15 protein-coding genes and 1 pseudogene are annotated in these 15,969 nt (G+C 64.6%); 10 read left to right on the plus strand and 6 right to left on the minus strand.

All coding sequences use genetic code 11. From position 1 onward, the window contains the following. The 6 genes and pseudogenes from tnpC to D3A59_RS23550 all read left to right on the plus strand — a co-directional run. Positions 1-791: pseudogene (gene tnpC, locus D3A59_RS23525) on the plus strand (IS66 family transposase); the annotation flags it as partial. A 1,224-nt stretch (positions 792-2,015) separates the two neighbouring features. Next, complete coding sequence (locus tag D3A59_RS23530) at positions 2,016-2,816, plus strand: metallophosphoesterase (RefSeq protein WP_119157754.1); 801 nt, start codon at positions 2,016-2,018, stop codon at positions 2,814-2,816. A 267-nt stretch (positions 2,817-3,083) separates the two neighbouring features. Beyond that, positions 3,084-3,983 carry a 5'-nucleotidase gene (locus tag D3A59_RS23535; RefSeq protein ID WP_205665265.1) on the plus strand — a complete coding sequence of 300 codons (900 nt, stop codon included), beginning with the start codon at positions 3,084-3,086 and terminating at the stop codon, positions 3,981-3,983. Positions 3,984-4,142: 159 nt separating this feature from the next. Continuing rightward, on the plus strand, positions 4,143-5,123 hold the full coding sequence (locus D3A59_RS23540) for an FtsZ/tubulin family protein (protein ID WP_157991669.1): 981 nt from the start codon (positions 4,143-4,145) through the stop codon (positions 5,121-5,123). Positions 5,124-5,157: 34 nt separating this feature from the next. Then, on the plus strand, positions 5,158-6,330 hold the full coding sequence (locus D3A59_RS23545; RefSeq protein ID WP_240636188.1) for an AAA family ATPase: 1,173 nt from the start codon (positions 5,158-5,160) through the stop codon (positions 6,328-6,330). Further along, positions 6,327-8,153: a vWA domain-containing protein gene (locus D3A59_RS23550; protein ID WP_119157758.1), complete on the plus strand. Its 1,827-nt coding sequence runs from the start codon at positions 6,327-6,329 to the stop codon at positions 8,151-8,153. Before D3A59_RS23545 ends, D3A59_RS23550 begins: the two co-directional genes overlap by 4 nt. 233 nt (positions 8,154-8,386) lie before the next feature. Here the strand turns inward: D3A59_RS23550 and D3A59_RS23555 are convergent, their stop codons facing one another. Then, positions 8,387-8,581, minus strand: coding sequence for a hypothetical protein (locus tag D3A59_RS23555; protein ID WP_119157759.1), 195 nt, complete (start codon positions 8,579-8,581; stop codon positions 8,387-8,389). Between the two features lie 454 nt (positions 8,582-9,035). Here D3A59_RS23555 and D3A59_RS23560 point away from each other — a divergent pair, with 454 nt between their 5' ends. Further along, positions 9,036-9,482 (plus strand): hypothetical protein, encoded by a 447-nt coding sequence (locus D3A59_RS23560; RefSeq protein WP_157991670.1) that lies wholly within the window; start codon positions 9,036-9,038, stop codon positions 9,480-9,482. A gap of 217 nt (positions 9,483-9,699) precedes the next feature. Here D3A59_RS23560 and D3A59_RS23565 read toward each other — a convergent pair whose 3' ends face one another. Further along, a complete protein-coding gene (locus tag D3A59_RS23565; RefSeq protein ID WP_119157761.1) occupies positions 9,700-10,107 on the minus strand; it encodes a hypothetical protein in 408 nt (135 codons plus the stop codon). Positions 10,108-10,329: 222 nt separating this feature from the next. Then, positions 10,330-10,626, minus strand: coding sequence for an ATP-dependent Clp protease adaptor ClpS (locus D3A59_RS23570; RefSeq protein ID WP_119157762.1), 297 nt, complete (start codon positions 10,624-10,626; stop codon positions 10,330-10,332). A gap of 370 nt (positions 10,627-10,996) precedes the next feature. On the opposite strand from D3A59_RS23570, the gene D3A59_RS26930 reads away from it, so the two are divergent. Next, a complete protein-coding gene (locus D3A59_RS26930; RefSeq protein ID WP_119157763.1) occupies positions 10,997-11,281 on the plus strand; it encodes a DNA translocase FtsK in 285 nt (94 codons plus the stop codon). A 126-nt stretch (positions 11,282-11,407) separates the two neighbouring features. Here the strand turns inward: D3A59_RS26930 and D3A59_RS23580 are convergent, their stop codons facing one another. Continuing rightward, positions 11,408-12,469: an IS5 family transposase gene (locus D3A59_RS23580; protein WP_119157764.1), complete on the minus strand. Its 1,062-nt coding sequence runs from the start codon at positions 12,467-12,469 to the stop codon at positions 11,408-11,410. 377 nt (positions 12,470-12,846) lie between these two features. On the opposite strand from D3A59_RS23580, the gene D3A59_RS23585 reads away from it, so the two are divergent. Further along, complete coding sequence (locus tag D3A59_RS23585; protein ID WP_119157765.1) at positions 12,847-14,106, plus strand: PDDEXK-like family protein; 1,260 nt, start codon at positions 12,847-12,849, stop codon at positions 14,104-14,106. Positions 14,107-14,355: 249 nt separating this feature from the next. On the opposite strand, the gene D3A59_RS23590 is transcribed toward D3A59_RS23585, so the two are convergent. After that, positions 14,356-14,562, minus strand: coding sequence for a hypothetical protein (locus tag D3A59_RS23590; protein WP_119157766.1), 207 nt, complete (start codon positions 14,560-14,562; stop codon positions 14,356-14,358). Positions 14,563-14,708: 146 nt separating this feature from the next. Next, positions 14,709-14,876, minus strand: a complete 168-nt coding sequence (locus D3A59_RS25660; RefSeq protein WP_157991672.1) for a hypothetical protein — start codon at positions 14,874-14,876, stop codon at positions 14,709-14,711. A 243-nt stretch (positions 14,877-15,119) separates the two neighbouring features. Between D3A59_RS25660 and D3A59_RS26935 the strand changes: the two genes are divergently transcribed. Further along, a complete protein-coding gene (locus D3A59_RS26935; protein ID WP_119157767.1) occupies positions 15,120-15,566 on the plus strand; it encodes a DNA translocase FtsK in 447 nt (148 codons plus the stop codon). The last annotated feature ends 403 nt before the right edge of the window (positions 15,567-15,969 follow it).

Raw genomic sequence — 15,969 nt, forward strand, 5'->3', positions numbered from 1 at the left:
ACTCGGCAAGACGCACCGCGCCTACATCTGGAGCTACTGCACGACGCGCTACAGCGCCGTGCAGGCCGTCGTCTTCGACTTCGCCGAGAGCCGCGCCGGGCAGCATGTGCGCGACTTCCTCGGGCTCAGGGACGGCCAGGGCTGGAACGGGCGCTTGGTGACGGACGACTACAGCGGCTACAAGGCCTGCTTCGAGCTGGGCGTCACGGAAGCCGGCTGCATGGCGCACGCACGGCGCAAGTACCACGAGCTGTGGGCCAACCACGGCAGCCGCGTGGGCGAGCAGGCGTTGAAGTTCTTCGGCCAGCTCTACGCCGTCGAGCGCGAGGTGCAGGAGCTGCGGCCCCTTGAGCGCCAAGCCGTGCGACAGGCCCGCTCCCGGCCGCTGGCCGATGCACTGCATCAGTGGCTCATGCAGCAGCGAAAAGCGGTGCCCGATGGATCGGCCACTGCCAAGGCCATCGATTACTCGCTCAATCGATTACTCGCTCAAGCGCTGGGCGGCGTTGATCCGCTACATCGGCGACGGCGAGCTGCCCATCGACCAGAACTGGGTGGAAAACCAAATCCGCCCGATTGCCCTTGGCAGATCGAACTGGTTGTTCGCCGGCAGCTTGCGCGCGGGCAAGCGGGCCGCAGCCATCATGAGCCTGGTGCACTCGGCGCGCCTGAACGGGCACGATCCCTACGCCTACCTCAAGGATGTGATGACCCGGCTGCCCACACAGCCCGCCAGCCGCATCGCCGAGCTGTTGCCCCACCGCTGGAAGCCTCCCGTCACCGCCTGCTGATCACCGCACTGGGCGTCAAGCCTGGGATCACCGCGCGCATACGCTTCCGCCTCCTGCCTCCCGTTTCCGCAGCAAAGCCGCTTGGCGCGAAAGCTATGCGACGAGTTTTGTCGCATTTGGAGGGGAGAATATTTTTGCGCCGGGGAAGGAAAGTTGCCCACATTCGTGTCGCCATAGGGTGATTCAGGATTCTAGAGAATCTTCCTTTAATTCCGCTTCCTGTACGCAACGGATGAACGAATGGTATTTTTTGTCCCATAAGTTGGGATCTGAATGGAATTTTATTGCCAATGCTCCTGGTGTTGCAGTGCAGCGGTCAAAGTCAGCTATAGAAATTAAGCTGGGGACATGCATGTCTTGTTCATCAGGTGGCAGGCGGCGCAATACATTCTTGGGTGATATCAGTCATTCCTTGAAGGGCAGGAGAAGTGGCTCTGCGTCCGGAAATTAATGATCGGGGCTTAACTGCGGGGGTGCAGCTGCAATATCAAGAATCGCCTTAAAGGCAGCCATAAATCAATTATCGATACGCGGCCTCCAGAAAGGATTGCCGATCAAATGATTGGCGGAAGACTCAATCTCGGAAAAGGAGATTAGATATATCTAGCAGCTTCAAGCAAATTGTTGGAACCGCTTCTGACGACGAGGGGGCCCTTCATCCGGTCAGTTTTGCGGTGTGGAACGGAGAAAAGTTTTCACATGACGAATTGGTCTACATGCTGATGTCGGATTGTCGTCGTCGAGGATTGACGCTCCAGCAAGTTCAGTTTTTCGGCCAAGCCGGTACGCCTGAGGAGTCTTATTGGCTCTGAAGAAAAAAGCGCTCCGTGCAAGGCTTGCATGCTTTCGAAACGTGATAGGCCTGTAAGATTGCCACTGGCGGGGTGGGTTGAAAGTCACCTGAAATAATGTTGTGACCTTCTCCGATCCGCCCCCAATATTCTGTAGCCATCACTGCGGCAGGGTGTCGTATTTGGAGGGCTTGGAACGGCTGGCAAAGTCCTCCTCGGGTAGAGGGCAAGATGAAATGGTTGAAGGCTTGGGCAGCGTGAGTGATAGGGTGCGGCGTCAATTGCCGTGTGCTGGAACTGCCCTGCTCCAACGCTTGACATTGGCTTGATCAGCTTGAGACGGCGCCTTGGGCATCAGCTCATTCAAGACCAAGGGGATTTGTTTTCCGAGGCGATTTTTGCAATAAGGCTCGCGCCAAGAGGTGATTGGCATATGAAGTTGAACATACTGAGCGACATCCATCTGGAGTTCGGCGGCCTGGACCATCGCGCGCCTCCTGACTGCGATGCCGTCATTCTGGCGGGCGACATTGGCGTCGGCTATGAAGCCGTGCGCTGGGCCGCTTCGTGCTTCAAGGGGACCGACGTCTTCTATGTGCCGGGAAATCACGAGTTGTACGGACAGGACATGGATCGCTTCTATGCCGGGTTCGCGACGGAATGCGAAAACCATGGAGTTCACAGCTTGCACAACCGCAAGTACGAGACGAATGGCTGCCGCTTCATCGGTGCGACGCTCTGGACCGACTTCAATCTCTACGGCGAGCAATGCAGATCGATGAGGGAGGCAGCTCGCTCCATGAACGACTACGGCATGATTGTCGAGAAGAACGGCGCGGCGGCACTGAGCGCGGCGCGAGTGCTGAGGGAACACGAACATTCGCTACGGCTGATCGAAGGATGGCTCTCGGCGCCGTTCGACGGCAAGACGATCGTCGTCACACACCATGCGCCGAGCGAATGGAGCGCTGACGAGGAGGACGGGGGGGACCCAATGCTGTGCTACTACGCCAGCAGCCTGGAAGATCTCATCAGGTCGTTCCAACCCGATCTGTGGATCCACGGCCATCTGCACCATAGCAACGACTACCGCATCGGTCGCACCCGCGTGATTTCCAATCCGCGCGGCTATGTTGGCCATGCGCTGAATCCTGACTTCGAGCCCGATCTCGTTGTGCAGGTGGGAGGAGGCACCCTGAGTGCAACGCGAGCCCCGAACGGCACTTCGGTCTGATAGCGTGGCCGACCCGTCCCGACCCGTCCCGACCCGTCCCGTCCCGTCCCGTCCCGTCCCTGTCTCTGTCTCTGTCGTCGCAGGAGCGATGAGGGAATGCTGCGTGGTCCCGAGCACTGGCGAGCAGTGCATTGCCGCGCTACTGAAGCGACAAAATACGTCGCATGCTCTAGATAAGCTGACTGTGTCGGCTGACGGGCACAGGCGTGAGCCATGTGCCGGTCATCGCGTGGCCCCTTTTTCCCGCCTTTAAGGAGAGCCCCATACGTGTTCAGGATTGCGGTTTCCGCTCGTGCCCTCTTCGATCTCGAGTCGGCCCATGAGATCTTCGTCAGAAAGGGGGCCGCGGCCTTCGACGAATACATGAGGCGAACCGAGGGGGAGGCGCTGCCGGCCGGCCCGGCTTTCGGGCTTGTGCGCAAGCTGCTCGGGCTCAACGTCCCCGGCCGGCCGCCTCTGGTGGATGTGGCACTCGTGTCGCGCAGTTCGCCGCAAGCCGGCACGCGCCTGATGCGGTCCCTCCGGCATCACCGACTCGGCATCGAGCGTTGCGTCTTCACACAGGGACGGTCCCGCCAAGCCATGCTGCAAGCGCTCGACGTGCGGCTCTTCCTCTCCCGGCATGCAGAGGATGTGCGCTTGGCGCTGTCTCGGGGACTGGCCGCCGCGACGCTGGTGATGCCGTCTGCTTCGGTGCGGACCAGTCAGGACGCAACGGTGCGCATCGCCTTCGACGGCGACGCAGTGCTCTTCTCGGACGAGGCGGAGCTCGTCAATCGCCGCCACGGCGTCGAGGCCTTCGTGGCGTTCGAGCTGAGGAATGCCCACAGGCCGTTGGGCGCAGGTCCCTTCCGCCCCGTGATTGCCGACCTGGCCAGGGTGCAGAAGCTCGTGGGCGACCGTCTCGCCATCGCACTGGTGACGGCGAGAGGCGCAACCTGTCATGAGAGAGTGACCCGCACCCTGCACGGCTGGGGCGTGCGCCTCGACGAGGCAGTGTTCTGCTGTGGTGCTCCCAAGGGCCCGATCCTCGGCGCAATGGAGGTGGACCTGTTCCTTGACGATGGCCTGCCCAACATCGAGTCGGCTGCAAGGTTCGTCCCCTGCGGACATGTGCCTTACGGCGCAGGGAATGCCTTGCCTCCGGCTCCCGCGCTGCTCCAGTAGGCGAAAGGCCTTGGGCGCGGACAGGTCCTGCGCAGGCGTCACAGGCGGCGCATCGGGTGAGTTGGGAAGTGGATCTGGGCAAGGGCGACGCTTACCGGGCCGTGCATGTTCTCCGAGGCGGGGAATGGACGGACACCGGCAGCATTCGTGAGAGGAGAGATGAAGATGGAAGACATGAAAAACCGCGGCACGAGAGCAACCCAGGTTCATCCGATGCCGCGTGTCGCCCTGGTAGCAGCAGGCGCGACGGCAAAGGCGATGTTCTCGGAGTTGCCCGAAGGGCTTCCCTACCTCCAGCGGGCGCTCATTGTCGAGGACGGTGCACTGAGCGTCCGGCGCTTCGCCCCGGAGGGGGCTTGCACGGGGGAGGGAGGGAGCATGGCAACGGACTGCACCGGCGGCGTGGCGGCGTCCGGTCTGGAAGCGGGGAGCCGCCCGTTGCCCCTGTCCCAAATGAAGGAGGCGGTGGAAGGCATCGACCTGGTTTTCGTTGTCGCATCCCTGCACGAGGATGAAAACGGCGAAGCCGCCTTCGCGCTGGCCTACGAGGCAGTGCGTTGCGGAAGCGTTGTTCTGGCAGTCCTCGTCGAGCCTTCGGGGCAGGCCGCTGAGCGCGAGGGAGGGGTAGGGACGATGACCGGGGCTCTTCAGGCCTGCGGCGTGACCGTGCTCGGGGCCGGGGGGACGGACCGTGCAGGTACGGCTGGCGCTCGACTGCCCACAGGCGCCGAAGCGCTGCGGTTCCGGTGTTTTTACGACTTCGTCACTCGCCTCGTTTGCGAGGAAGGGAAGGTGAGCGTCGACCTGGACGATCTGCGCTTTCTCCTGGGGAGAGGGGGCCGTGCAGCCTTCGGGTTCTCCGCGACGCAAGCGAGATCCTGGAGCGAGGAGGACGTGGCACATGTCCTCGATCGTCCGCTTCTCGGGGCAGTCGGCCGCGGTCAGGCGCACGGTGTCGTTGTGGGGTTTCGGGGAGGCAGCGAGGTTCTGAGCCTGAGGGAGACGGGGCGTGCGATGAAGGCCGTTGTACGAACCCTGTCGGACCGGGCCGAGGGGTGCTTCGGGGTGGCGCTCGATGCCTCGCTGGGCAGCACGCTCCAGATGGGCGTACTGAGCATCGAATTCCTCCCTGGAAGATGAGGCAGGCGCCTGCGGGACGGCAGGGCATGGGCGGTTGCCGCGTGCACCGCCGCGGCAACCGTCCGGCGCCCCAGCCTGGAGTTCGAGCCTGCACGGCATTGCCGGCGGCTGGACATCGGCAAGATCGGAGGACACGGACATCATGAACTCGCAAATTACGCTTTCGCTGCGCCAAGTCCAGGACTTCCTGCTGCATGTGGCGGTGTGCCGGCCGGTATTCATCTGGGGTCCCCCGGGAGTTGGCAAGAGCTCGCTCGTCGAGCAGTTCGCGGAGCAGCTCGGGCTCGAGTGCGTTTCGCTGCTCGGCTCGCAACTCGCCGCGGAGGACCTGATCGGCATCCCGAAGATTGACGGCGGCGTGAGCCGCTTCTGCCCGCCCGCGATGATTGTGCGCGAGCGAGGTTTCGTGCTTTTCATCGACGAGCTCAATGCGGCGAGCCCCGAGATCCAGAAGGCTTTCTACAGCCTGATCCTCGAGCAGCGCATCGGCGACTACCGCCTGCCCGCCGGCACGGTCGTCATCGGCGCCGGCAACCGCGCGCAGGATGGTGCGCTCGCCCGGCAGATGCCGAGCGCGCTGGTCAATCGCATGGTGCACGTGCACCTGAAGGCCTCGCACCGCGAATGGCTCGAATGGGCCCAGTCGCATGACATCCATCCGTGGGTCCTCGACTACATCCGCAGCCGCCCGACGCAGCTCGCCACCGAGGTGCCGCCCGCGAAGGAAGAGCCTTTCTCGACGCCGCGCAGCTGGCACTGCGTGAGCGACGCGCTCCACTCCTTCGGCGAGGGCATCTCCGCCGAGCATCTCGACGCCGTGCTGTTCGGGTGCCTCACGCGGGAACACGCGATCGGGTTCAAGGCGTTCCTGAAGCAGGTGCGCAACCGCTTCAGCGTTCACCGCATCCTCAAGGGCGAGGGCCGATGGCCGGAGGCGCCCGAGGACCGGGACCTTGCCTACTTCCTCACTCAGAGTCTGAGAGACATGCTGGTCAGCGAGCTGCCCCGCAAGGAGGCCGGAGTGGGGCGGGAATCACGCGAGCTGGCGTCGGCAGCGCGCGAAGCCCTCAAGTCGCTCGCGCGCATCGATGCCGAGCTGGCGCAGTCGGTGCTCGCGGAAAACGACGACGGCGTACGTGTACCCGACTGGTTCGTGCTCGATATCGCACGCGAGCTGCCTAGGCTGATGCAGAAGGCCAAGGCATGAGTAAGAAGAGGCAGCGCAAGGAGCTGGCGCAGACCGACGCATGCACTGCCGCCATTGGCCTGCTGCGCAGTCACCATCTGCTCGGCCCAGTTGCACGCGGCATCAGCATCGCGCGGGTTTCCGGCCGGCGCGGTCCCGACGTGCTGCCAGTGCGCGGCGCCTACTGCTGGATCGAGGGCCGGGAGTCTCTCCTGGTGAACGACCGATTCGAACTGGACGTGCAGACCTGGCTCGGTGTGCTGTCGCTCGCGACCTTGGTGCTGGCGCTTGGGGGACCGCGCCGCCTTCCCGTCCCCTCGCGCCTGTCGGATCTCGCGGCACAGTTGGCCGCGCTGCATTGGTGGCAATCGCTGCGCCTCGGCTGCCTGCCGGAGCGGCTCGATGTCTCCCCGGAACTCCTCGACTGGGGACGGCTGTCCCTGGAGGAGATTGCCAAGCGGCTCGAGTTCGAGCCGCTTTCGGCCCGCTTTCCCAACGACTGGGGACTGTCCGGCGCTGGGGAGCAGGTGCTGATGCGTTCGAACGGCGTCGGTCTGGTCGAGCCGTCGCTGTGGATTCAGTCGGAAACGCCGGAGGAACTGTTTGCGGCAGCCCTCGTCGACAATGCACGACAGGCATTGCGTGCCCGCCATGATGAAACGGCTGGCACGCGCAATGGCGATCCCGAAGGGGCAGTTGCGCGTGCCCGCCGCTCGCTCGTCGCTCACCATCCGCTGCTCGGCGCGCTCCTGAGCCGTTTCGAGGTGGTCGAGGACGTGGCCGTCTGCCAAGGGATGCAGATCGGCGTTGCCGCCATTCACACCGGTCTCGGCGAGATCTACGTCAACCCCTTGGCCCGGCTGAACCTCGAGCAGGCGAAGTTCGTGCTGGCGCACGAGGCGCTGCATGCGGGCCTTTGTCATGCGAGCCGCCGCCAGGGCCGCGATCCGTTCCTGTGGAACGTTGCCTGCGACCTCGTCATCAACCACTGGCTGGTCGAGATGAGGCTCGGCGTGCCGCCCGAGGGTGCCTTGCTCGATGCACAGTTCGCCGGCCGGGCAGCCGAGGATATCTACCGGCATATCGCCTCCGATGTGCGTGGGCAGCGCCGACTGCGCACGCTGCGTGGTGCAGCGGTCGACATGCTCGAGGGAGGGCCGCAGGAGGAGGGGCGGGATGACCGCGACGACTTCTGGCGTCGCGCGCTGGCGCAAGGGCTCGATTGGCACATCGCGCAAGGCCGCGGCACGCTGCCCGCAGGTCTGGTGGAGGACATCCGCGTGCTCGCCCATCCTCCGATTCCCTGGCAGGCGCGTCTGGCGGAGTGGATGCGGGAGCGTTTTCCGCTATCGCAGCCGCGGCGCAGCTATGCGCGTCCCTCGCGTCGGCAGTCTGCGACGCCGGAGATTCCGCGTCCGGGCCTCATCGCTCCGGACGACGAGCGCCTCGCACGTACCTTCGGGGTCGTGCTGGATACCAGCGCGTCGATGTGCCGGGAGGTGATCGGCAAGGCGATTGGAGCGATCACGAGCTATGCGATGGCTCAGGACGTGAGGCAGGTGCGGCTCGTCTACTGCGATGCAGTGCCCTACGACGAAGGCTACGTGCCGATCGAGGCGCTGGCGGCGCGGGTGAAGGTGCGCGGCCGGGGCGGCACGGCCCTCCAGGCGGCCGTGACCTTGCTGGAGACGCGCCCCGACTTCCCGAAGGACGGTCCTGTGCTGCTCATCACCGATGGCGGCTGCGAGTCCGATCTCGTCGTGAGGCGGGACCATGCGTTCCTGCTCACACCGGGGGCGCGCCTGCCGTTCTTAACGAGGCAGGCGGTGTTCGAGATGAGGTAAGCGGGGGAACTGGAGGTGCGGCCCCGAGGGCTCGGCATGCATCCTGACGCCGTTGACTTGAGGAAGCGGTGCCACTGCAGTCGGCCCGTAGGGCATGGCCCGGCCGATGCCGGTGTGCGACCGGCGCACGGTTCTCAGGGCGAGCCGGAGGGCCATGGGCTCATCACAAGAGGCGTCAAGGGCGGCCGACTGGCCCCCGGGCTCATCGCAGGGGGGCGCAGGGCGGCCGTGTTTCAGTCAAGCAGCGACACCAGCAGGTTGCCTTCGCCAACGCGTCGGCCTTGCGCGTCTCGCGTCACGTTCGACTTCGGGTCGTACTCTCCCAGTCGCCGCCCGAGCGGGTCGCGGATCACCTGCTTTCCGTCCCCGCGGGTTTCGATTTCGGCGATGCGCCGCCCTTGTCTGTCTCGCAGGACTTCGTAGGCCATCTGGGCTCTCCTAGAGGGTTTTGGGGTCTACAGTGTGTGGAGCTTTTGCGACAGTTTTTGTCGCATGAGAGCGGCCTCCCGCCCCGGCCTCGCATGCGCGCGGTCTGAGCGGGCCGCTCGATGTCCATGTGCAGGCGGGTGAGGCCTGCCGCCGGAGAACACGGGTTTCTCGATGCTGCCCTCGCCGGGCGCTTCTGCACGCCACCCAGCCCCGGCATTCGCGGACCGGCGATTGACGCTGGGAAGTCGCAGAGGATGGGGCCGGGATCGAATCGGTGGCGGCTGTCGTGCAGGCCGCAGTCAAGGACCGACGTGCCAGCCCGCCAGCAGCGGTTCGAGCTATATTGAATACACCGAGCCGGGCATTCGAGCGCGAGGGCTCCGTGCGGGACACCAGGCCCAGCATCCGCGATGTGGAGGCGCAATGTCATTCCGAAGGGAAGGTGGATTGCTTGTGAATACCCAGATTCCAGCCGACGACGAGGCCTTGAAGAAGCACAGCTTCGACCTGATCCACTTTCCCCTTTATCTGCAGAGGAGTGTGGCACCCCGGGTCCGAATCAAACTCACCGAGGAGGCCGGGCGCGGCGATCTGGTCGGCTTTTTCATCGATGCCGAAGAAAGGAGAAGCTCACGCCATGTGGTTCTCGTGGCGGATCCCGAGGGCGTGCCCACCAGCGAGGACCGTTTCTTCCAGGCGGTGCACGAGGCGTTTCACTCGGCCTGCCCGCCGGCGGCGACCTACATAGGTTTCACCCGCAGTGCACCTCCCGTGTACAGCCCGCTGTTCGCCCTGGCGATGCTCTACAAGAAGTACGGACGCGGAATCTATCGTCCTGGGGAGGCGCTACCGACGCCTTGCGAATTCCTCGCTGCCGGCTACCAGATGAAACCCGGTTGACGGGAACAAAGGGAGAACTTCGCAGAGACGCGGGCTTTACACCCGGTGCTCCGACTGCCGCAGGGGCAGGGTGCGGTCAGTGGCGCACTGCTGTCCTGCAGCCCAGCGCGCAACCGAGTCGGAAATCTCGGTCATCTACGAAGAGTCGGTCCGATCGCGACGATACGCCAAGCGCCCTGGCCTCCTTGAATGCAGCCGGCGAAAGGCACCCCATCTCTCAGAATTCGTCTGCCCAGCGCTCCCAGAAGCCGGGCTCGTCGTGATGGGCATTTTTCATGGCCACATCCAGTGTCAGGGCGCAGAAGAGGGCCTCGTCGAACCTCATCGTCCCATCGGGATGCTCCAGGTAGGACTGCAGCTTCTGGTATGCCGGGTCCGAGGGATCGAAGGGCACGTCGACGTAGATCTGTCCGCGGTACGGCACCATCCGAGTCTCGCTCGCGATTCCGCCGCAGGGCTTCCAGTCGATCCCCTCGTGCTCGAGCCACTCGATGATCTGCCGGCGCAGTGGCAGATCTTCCACGTCCTGAGGCGGCCGGTCCTTCTTCCGGGGAAACATCAGGTAGAGGACGTCGCGCTGCTTCTTGCGCGCAATGGCATCGATATGCTGGATCAACTGAGGCATGTTCTATTTCGTTGGAGGAGGCGTAACCCACAGAGCAAGGGGCGGGGACAGTCCCGCTGATCTGCAGGCCAGGTCGGAGTCATTCATCCCCGCGGCGCGCCAGCCGGTCTTGAAGGACTGCGCACATGCGCGGCGCCATGCCGGGAAGGCCCTTGGTGCCAAGAAGCAGACAGCAAGTAGGGCGGTCGAAAAGGGCTTTGCCTGTACAGCGCCGGGTTCGCATCAGGAGGCTTTCTCGAGCACCGTGCGCAGAGGGTGCCCTGCGGTGTGCGCCAGCGCAAGCGTCATTGCGCACTTCTGTTCGGCGATCTCCCTGGTGTAAGTGCCCGCCACCCCGCGCCCCTCGAAGTGGACTCTCAGGGCAAGTTCCTCGGCCTCGTCTTCGGTCTTGCCGTAGAGGCGTATCAGCACTTCGGTAACGAAGTCGAATGTCGTGAAGTCGTCGTCGAGCATCACGACACTCCACGGTGGCGGTCCGGTCCAGGCCTCACACGCGCTTTTCTGCAGTTCTTCGATCATCCTGCCCTCCCGGCGTGGGTTCCATGCTCTGCGCGGCCCACGCCACGGCCTGTCCTGCTGTTCCGACAATTCCACGGGGCGCGGTATCTGATCAGGAAAAGGGCGAGCCGAACGTCACGCCATGCCCTCTAGGCTCCTCCCGAGGTGGTCGGCTGGTCAATCCACCGTGCAGCTTCATTCCTCGCAGCACGGATAGGGATTCTAGACAGCCACTGGCTCACTAGGAGATCCACCTTGGAGTGCCTCACCTGGCTTCCGCACGACGCGCGACTGCCCGGAGCGGCTGTGTTCGGCTACCATCCCTCGCAGCTCTCGCCATTTTTGCGATGCGAGGGATGCTTGCGACGCCGTCCATAAGGAGTATCGTGTGATGCACCACCCGAAGAGCGGACCCGAACCCGGACACGATAGCGTCCCCGACCCGCTCTACGACCAGGCGGTCACCCTGGTACGGCAACGCGGTTCATGCTCCGTCGCACTGGTGCAGCGCCACCTGCGCGTCGGATACAACCAAGCATTGCGCTTGATCATGAGGATGGAGCGAGAGGGGGTCGTGTCGCTTGTATGCGGAAGCGGCGGGCGCCGAGAGGTGCTCGGCGTTGGCGAGGCAGTAGGGGACTTCGATAAACCGGTTTTCGAGCCTGGCGGGCTCTGAGCAGGGCCTCAGCTGGCGCGGGCGCAAGGTGCGCACCGGCCAGCGAGGCTGGCGACTGCGGGACGGTGAAGATCGGCAGCGTAGGTGGCGCGAGCGCTGCACCGACCTGGGCGCGCCGGCCGGGCCTCAAAAGGCCGGCACGTTCTCCTTCAACCACGCCAGACGCTTGACGTTGTAGACGGCGCACTTGATCGCGATGGCGAGTTCGTTGCGGGCCAGCCCGATGGCGCGCACCGTCTTGCCGCCCAGCTGCTGCAGCCCGGCGAAAACATGCTCGACGCGTGAGCGGCGCCGGTTGATGGCCTTGTTTCTCGCCTCGGCACGCTGGCCGAGTTTCTCGCCAGGTGGCGCCCGTCTTGCAATGCCATCCTTGCAGCCTTGTCCGGCCAGCAATTCCCGGCTGGCTCGGCGGTCGTAGCCGCGGTCGGCATACAGCCGCGCAGCGGTGTTGGCCTTGTCCAGCACCTCCACGAGCGTGTTGCCGTCGTCCACGTTCGCGGGCGTGACCTTGTAGCGCCGGATGAGCTTGTAGCGCTCGTCGACGTTGGCGTGCAGCTTGTAGCCGTGAAAGCTCTTGCCGTGCTTCTTCGTCCAGCGCGCCTCGCAGTCCTTGTGCCGCGTCTTCTTCGCGCCCCACTCCCGCGGCACCGCGCCCTGCTGGACGAGTGTCCTCTCTTCCTTGTCGAGGTGCTGGATGGGCGCGCGCACGATGGTGGCGTCCACGATCTGACCGCCCCTCGGGATGTAGCCCTGCGCCTGCAACTGCTGCTGCACCGCCTCGAAGATCGCCTGCGCGCCGAGCCCGCCCTGCACGAGGCGCTGCTTGAACAGCCAGAGGGTGCGCGCGTCCGGGATGCGCAGCTCGTCGGCCAAGCCACAGAAGCGCTGGAAGCTGCGCCGGTCCAGCAGTTGGTGCTCGGCCTGCTCGTCCGACAAGTTGTATAGCGCCTGCAGGAACAGCACCTTGACCATCAGGAGCGTCGGATACAGGGGCCGTCCGCCCTTGCTGCGATCGGGCCGAGGGCAGGCTGCGTCCACCGCAGCTGCCACCTGCTCGAAGTCCACCAGCTCGCCCATGCGCTCCAGGCTGTCGGTGTATTGCTGCAACTTCACGTCCCGGTGGTGCTGCACGAACATGTCGCCCTGCGGCACCTGATCCTGCGTGGCCTTGGTCTGCTTGCTGCTCATGCGCTCATCATGCCGAGGTTTCTAGAAGCTCCCCAGAGGCCGCGCACTGCAGCACGTGTCGATGAGCGTGCAAGGAGCGCCTGATCCACCATGATTCAATTCCGTGCCGATGTGCCGGGAGCCAATCTAGCGGGGGCGCGCGGGCGCGGTGTCCCGGCGCACGCTGGCGCAGATGCAAATGCCTCGGTTGTGTCCACCTCGCCACACTTGGACCGCGCAAGCGATCGCGATGCGCACCCCGGTGCGGTGCGCGACAGCACAATGCACGCTCCACGTGGCCGCGCAAGCAGCCCTGCTGCCCTGGGCGCCGCGACATCGTGCGCAACGCTCGGCGTGGCGGGCCGCTCGCGCAAAGCCCGTACACCGCACAACCACACATGGAACACGAAAACGAACTCCTGGCCCTGCTCGAAGCGCTGCGCGAATTCGAGCGCCAATTCGGCCTGGGCAGCCGCTTCAACCTGTTCGAGGCGGTCAACATGGTGCGGCAGGAGATCCGCCACTCGCGCCTCCTTGCCTTCCTGCTCAATCCGTCGGAGACACACGGGCTGGGCGACAAGTTTCTGCGCGCGGTGCTGACGAGGACCGCCGCGGCCCATCCCAAGCCGCCGCTGTCCAAGCTCACGCTGGCGGTGACGGACTGCAGCGATGCGCTCGTCTACTGCGAGCGCGACCACTTCGACATCACGGTGCAACTGCCCTCGCTGCGCCTGATGTTTGTCATTGAGAACAAGATCGGTGCCGCGGAAAGCGACGACCAGCTCACGAACTATCGCCAGCTCGCCCAGAGCCGCTACCCCGACTACCGTTTCATGGGCACGTTCCTCACGCCCGATGGCTATGCCGGTGAGGACGAACACTGGGGCACGCTGAGCTACGGCGCGATCGCCGTCGAACTCAAGCGGCTGTTGACCACCGAGACGCTGCAGCCAGCGGTGGCGCTCACCATTCAACACTATGTCGAACTGATTGAGAGAAGAATCGTGGTATCCGATGAACTGATCAATGCCTGCCGGCGCATCTACGCTGAGCACCGCGTCGCGCTGGACCTGGTGGCCGAGCACGGCTTCGTGCCGGTGCTGGGCGAGGCCTTCACGCGAATGCAGGAAAAGCGCCCGACCTTGAGCAAGTTCAAGAGCCGCACGAACGAGATCTTCTTTGTCGACACGAGCTGGAAGCAGCTGTCCGGCTTCCAAGTCGCCGAGGCGCGCTGGGGCGTGTCCTGCCCGGTGCAGTACTGGCTGCTCTGCGATGGCGCGAAGCTGATCCTGATCCTCGAAGTCGGTCCGGTGCGCCAGGACACGGGCTTTGACCGGCAGGGGTTCGTCGAGGCGCTGCGCAAGTCTCTACCCATCAAGGGCGGCCGCCAGACCATCAAGGCGTCCTATTCACGGGTGCTGCGGGCGGAAGAGGCGGTGTCGGCGGATGCAGGCGTCGACCAAATCCACGAGGCAATCGAGGCGCTGTGGAGCCGCATTCACGGTGACGTGGTCACGAGCCGTGTCGCTCAGGCCGCCAAGGACTGCATGAGCGCGGGCAACACGCCCGCAGTGGCGAGCGCGGCGCCAGCCGCTGGCACCTCCCCCCTCGCGCAGAAGAAACCCGTCGAGGACGACGAGATGGCCGAGTCCGCGTGACCGCGCGAGATTGAAGAAACCCGCCGGCGCAGTGCCGGAAAGTTGGGCAAGCGCCGTTGGCGCGTGCAGTGCAGCGCACCGAGCCAGAAGAGTCACTTGCGCCTGGGGCTCGGCATCAGCTGAGAGACGGCCGGGCGCGTCGCGCACGAGCCCGGCCTGCCCGGGGTGCTGGTGAACGGATGCGGGCCGGTGCGCTCTCAAGTGGTGCGCAACCGCAGGCCCTTCGGCCTCTGGGTGCGCTCCGAGCGGTCACGGGGACGCCGGCACGGTAGTGTCGGCGCTGCCGTAGAGGGTGCGTAGCCACAGTGCCACCGCCCGCTCGTAAGGCAGGGCGATGAAGTGGGAGGCGGATTCCCCCGCTTCGTCGTAGAAGATCAGCGTGCCGCCACCGCTGGGCACGAGCTTGGAGATGCGCGCGAGCGGCAGCGCGACCTCGCCGAAGTCGACGGGTCGCAACTGCTCTCGATTCAATTGGAGGTCCATGGCCCGAACAGTGTTCGCACCGGGAGGACGCGGAAACCCGCGCCTGAGCCCGACGATATCGGCGCCCCTGACGCTGCTGCGGCGTCACCAGCGGCTGAGAAGGCCTCGGCCTGCTGGCTTCAGTGCGCGGGCTGCAGCGCGCCGGAGATGCGTTCGGACAGCAGGTTCACCTCGTCCTCGTCAAGCAGATCGAGGGCGGCACGAAGGCAGCCACCCCTAAAGACCTTGCCTGCCACGACGCTCACCGCAACGGCGCCGATATAGTGGTGCTCGCGGCTGGCGTACATCAGCGCCGCGATCTGTAGGCTTAGACATCAAGATCACATGCTCGGGCATCCGACATCTGCTTCCCAGATCATCGAGGACACCTGTTTTTTACGGAGGCAGCGCCCTCCAATTTAAGGGGCGGGGAGGTAGCACCGGATCACTCCGTCCCATGTCCGCGACGTACCGGTCGCGCCCTTTTGCCTAGGTGGGCTTGCTGTGCGGCATGCAGGACGGCAAACTCATTCATTTTTCCTGGAGCCCCCATGTCCAGATCCTCCGATGACTTGATCCCAAAGGATTGGGCCCACATACCCAACAGCACGTCAGGCGCCCTTGAAGGAGATGCGGCACCCGACCTACTCTGGCAGCAGGGGGTCGCCCTGGTACGTCTCCATCAGGTGGCCTCCATCTCGCTCGTACAGCGTCATCTGCGCATCGGCTACAACCGGGCGGTTCGCCTGATCGAGCAGATGGAGCGCGAAGGCGTGATCACGGCCGTGGTGGACGAGGAGCGGCATTTCCGCCAAGTGATTGGAGCGGACGGCGTACCACTGCCCATTCCGCAAAACCTCTACGCTCCATCGATCACGTATACCCACGAGGAGATGCAGCATCTGAGGAGCGAAGGCAAATGGCGGGAGGTGCTTGAGCAGACGGCTGCCACCGGCTCTGGTACGGTGGAGATTCTCCCTCCGAAGAAGGTCGGGTGAGCTGAGTCACCATCCCGGATTGCGCCAGAACCGCACTTCTTCCTTGGCCGGCATCAACATCAATTTGCAGGACGCTCCACTTCCAGGCATCTTTCCGCTCGCTGGCTTTGCCGTTGCTTGGTTCACGGCCTGCAGTGCCACAGGCTCCCCTTTCTCTCTGCCCGTGCAAGAGGGAACTTCGATAAACCGGTTTTTGAGCGAGACGTGAGCTGAGCGGGATCTCGGCTGATGCGCAGCGAGGCGCGCACAGGCAAGGCAGGCGGCGGCGGGACCAAGAAGAGCGGGAGGCAGGTGTTGCGAGCCCCACACCGGCCCCGGCGAGCGGGCCGGCCGGCGACTCAGAAGGCCGGCACGTTCTCCTTCAGCCACGTCAGGCGCTTGACGTTGTAGACGGCGCACTTGA

This window comes from Caldimonas tepidiphila, from assembly GCF_003569765.1.
In the GTDB taxonomy this organism is placed as follows: Bacteria; Pseudomonadota; Gammaproteobacteria; order Burkholderiales; family Burkholderiaceae_C; genus Caldimonas; species Caldimonas tepidiphila.

Coding starts and splice junctions, on each gene's coding strand:
- D3A59_RS23530 (WP_119157754.1), top strand. CDS start 2,016: ATGAAGTTGAACATACTGAGCGACATCCATCTGGAGTTCGGCGGCCTG.
- D3A59_RS23540 (WP_157991669.1), top strand. CDS start 4,143: ATGAAGATGGAAGACATGAAAAACCGCGGCACGAGAGCAACCCAGGTT.
- D3A59_RS23550 (WP_119157758.1), top strand. CDS start 6,327: ATGAGTAAGAAGAGGCAGCGCAAGGAGCTGGCGCAGACCGACGCATGC.
- D3A59_RS23555 (WP_119157759.1), bottom strand. CDS start 8,581: ATGGCCTACGAAGTCCTGCGAGACAGACAAGGGCGGCGCATCGCCGAA.
- D3A59_RS23565 (WP_119157761.1), bottom strand. CDS start 10,107: ATGCCTCAGTTGATCCAGCATATCGATGCCATTGCGCGCAAGAAGCAG.
- D3A59_RS23570 (WP_119157762.1), bottom strand. CDS start 10,626: ATGATCGAAGAACTGCAGAAAAGCGCGTGTGAGGCCTGGACCGGACCG.
- D3A59_RS26930 (WP_119157763.1), top strand. CDS start 10,997: ATGCACCACCCGAAGAGCGGACCCGAACCCGGACACGATAGCGTCCCC.
- D3A59_RS23580 (WP_119157764.1), bottom strand. CDS start 12,469: ATGAGCAGCAAGCAGACCAAGGCCACGCAGGATCAGGTGCCGCAGGGC.
- D3A59_RS23585 (WP_119157765.1), top strand. CDS start 12,847: ATGGAACACGAAAACGAACTCCTGGCCCTGCTCGAAGCGCTGCGCGAA.
- D3A59_RS25660 (WP_157991672.1), bottom strand. CDS start 14,876: ATGTACGCCAGCCGCGAGCACCACTATATCGGCGCCGTTGCGGTGAGC.
- D3A59_RS26935 (WP_119157767.1), top strand. CDS start 15,120: ATGTCCAGATCCTCCGATGACTTGATCCCAAAGGATTGGGCCCACATA.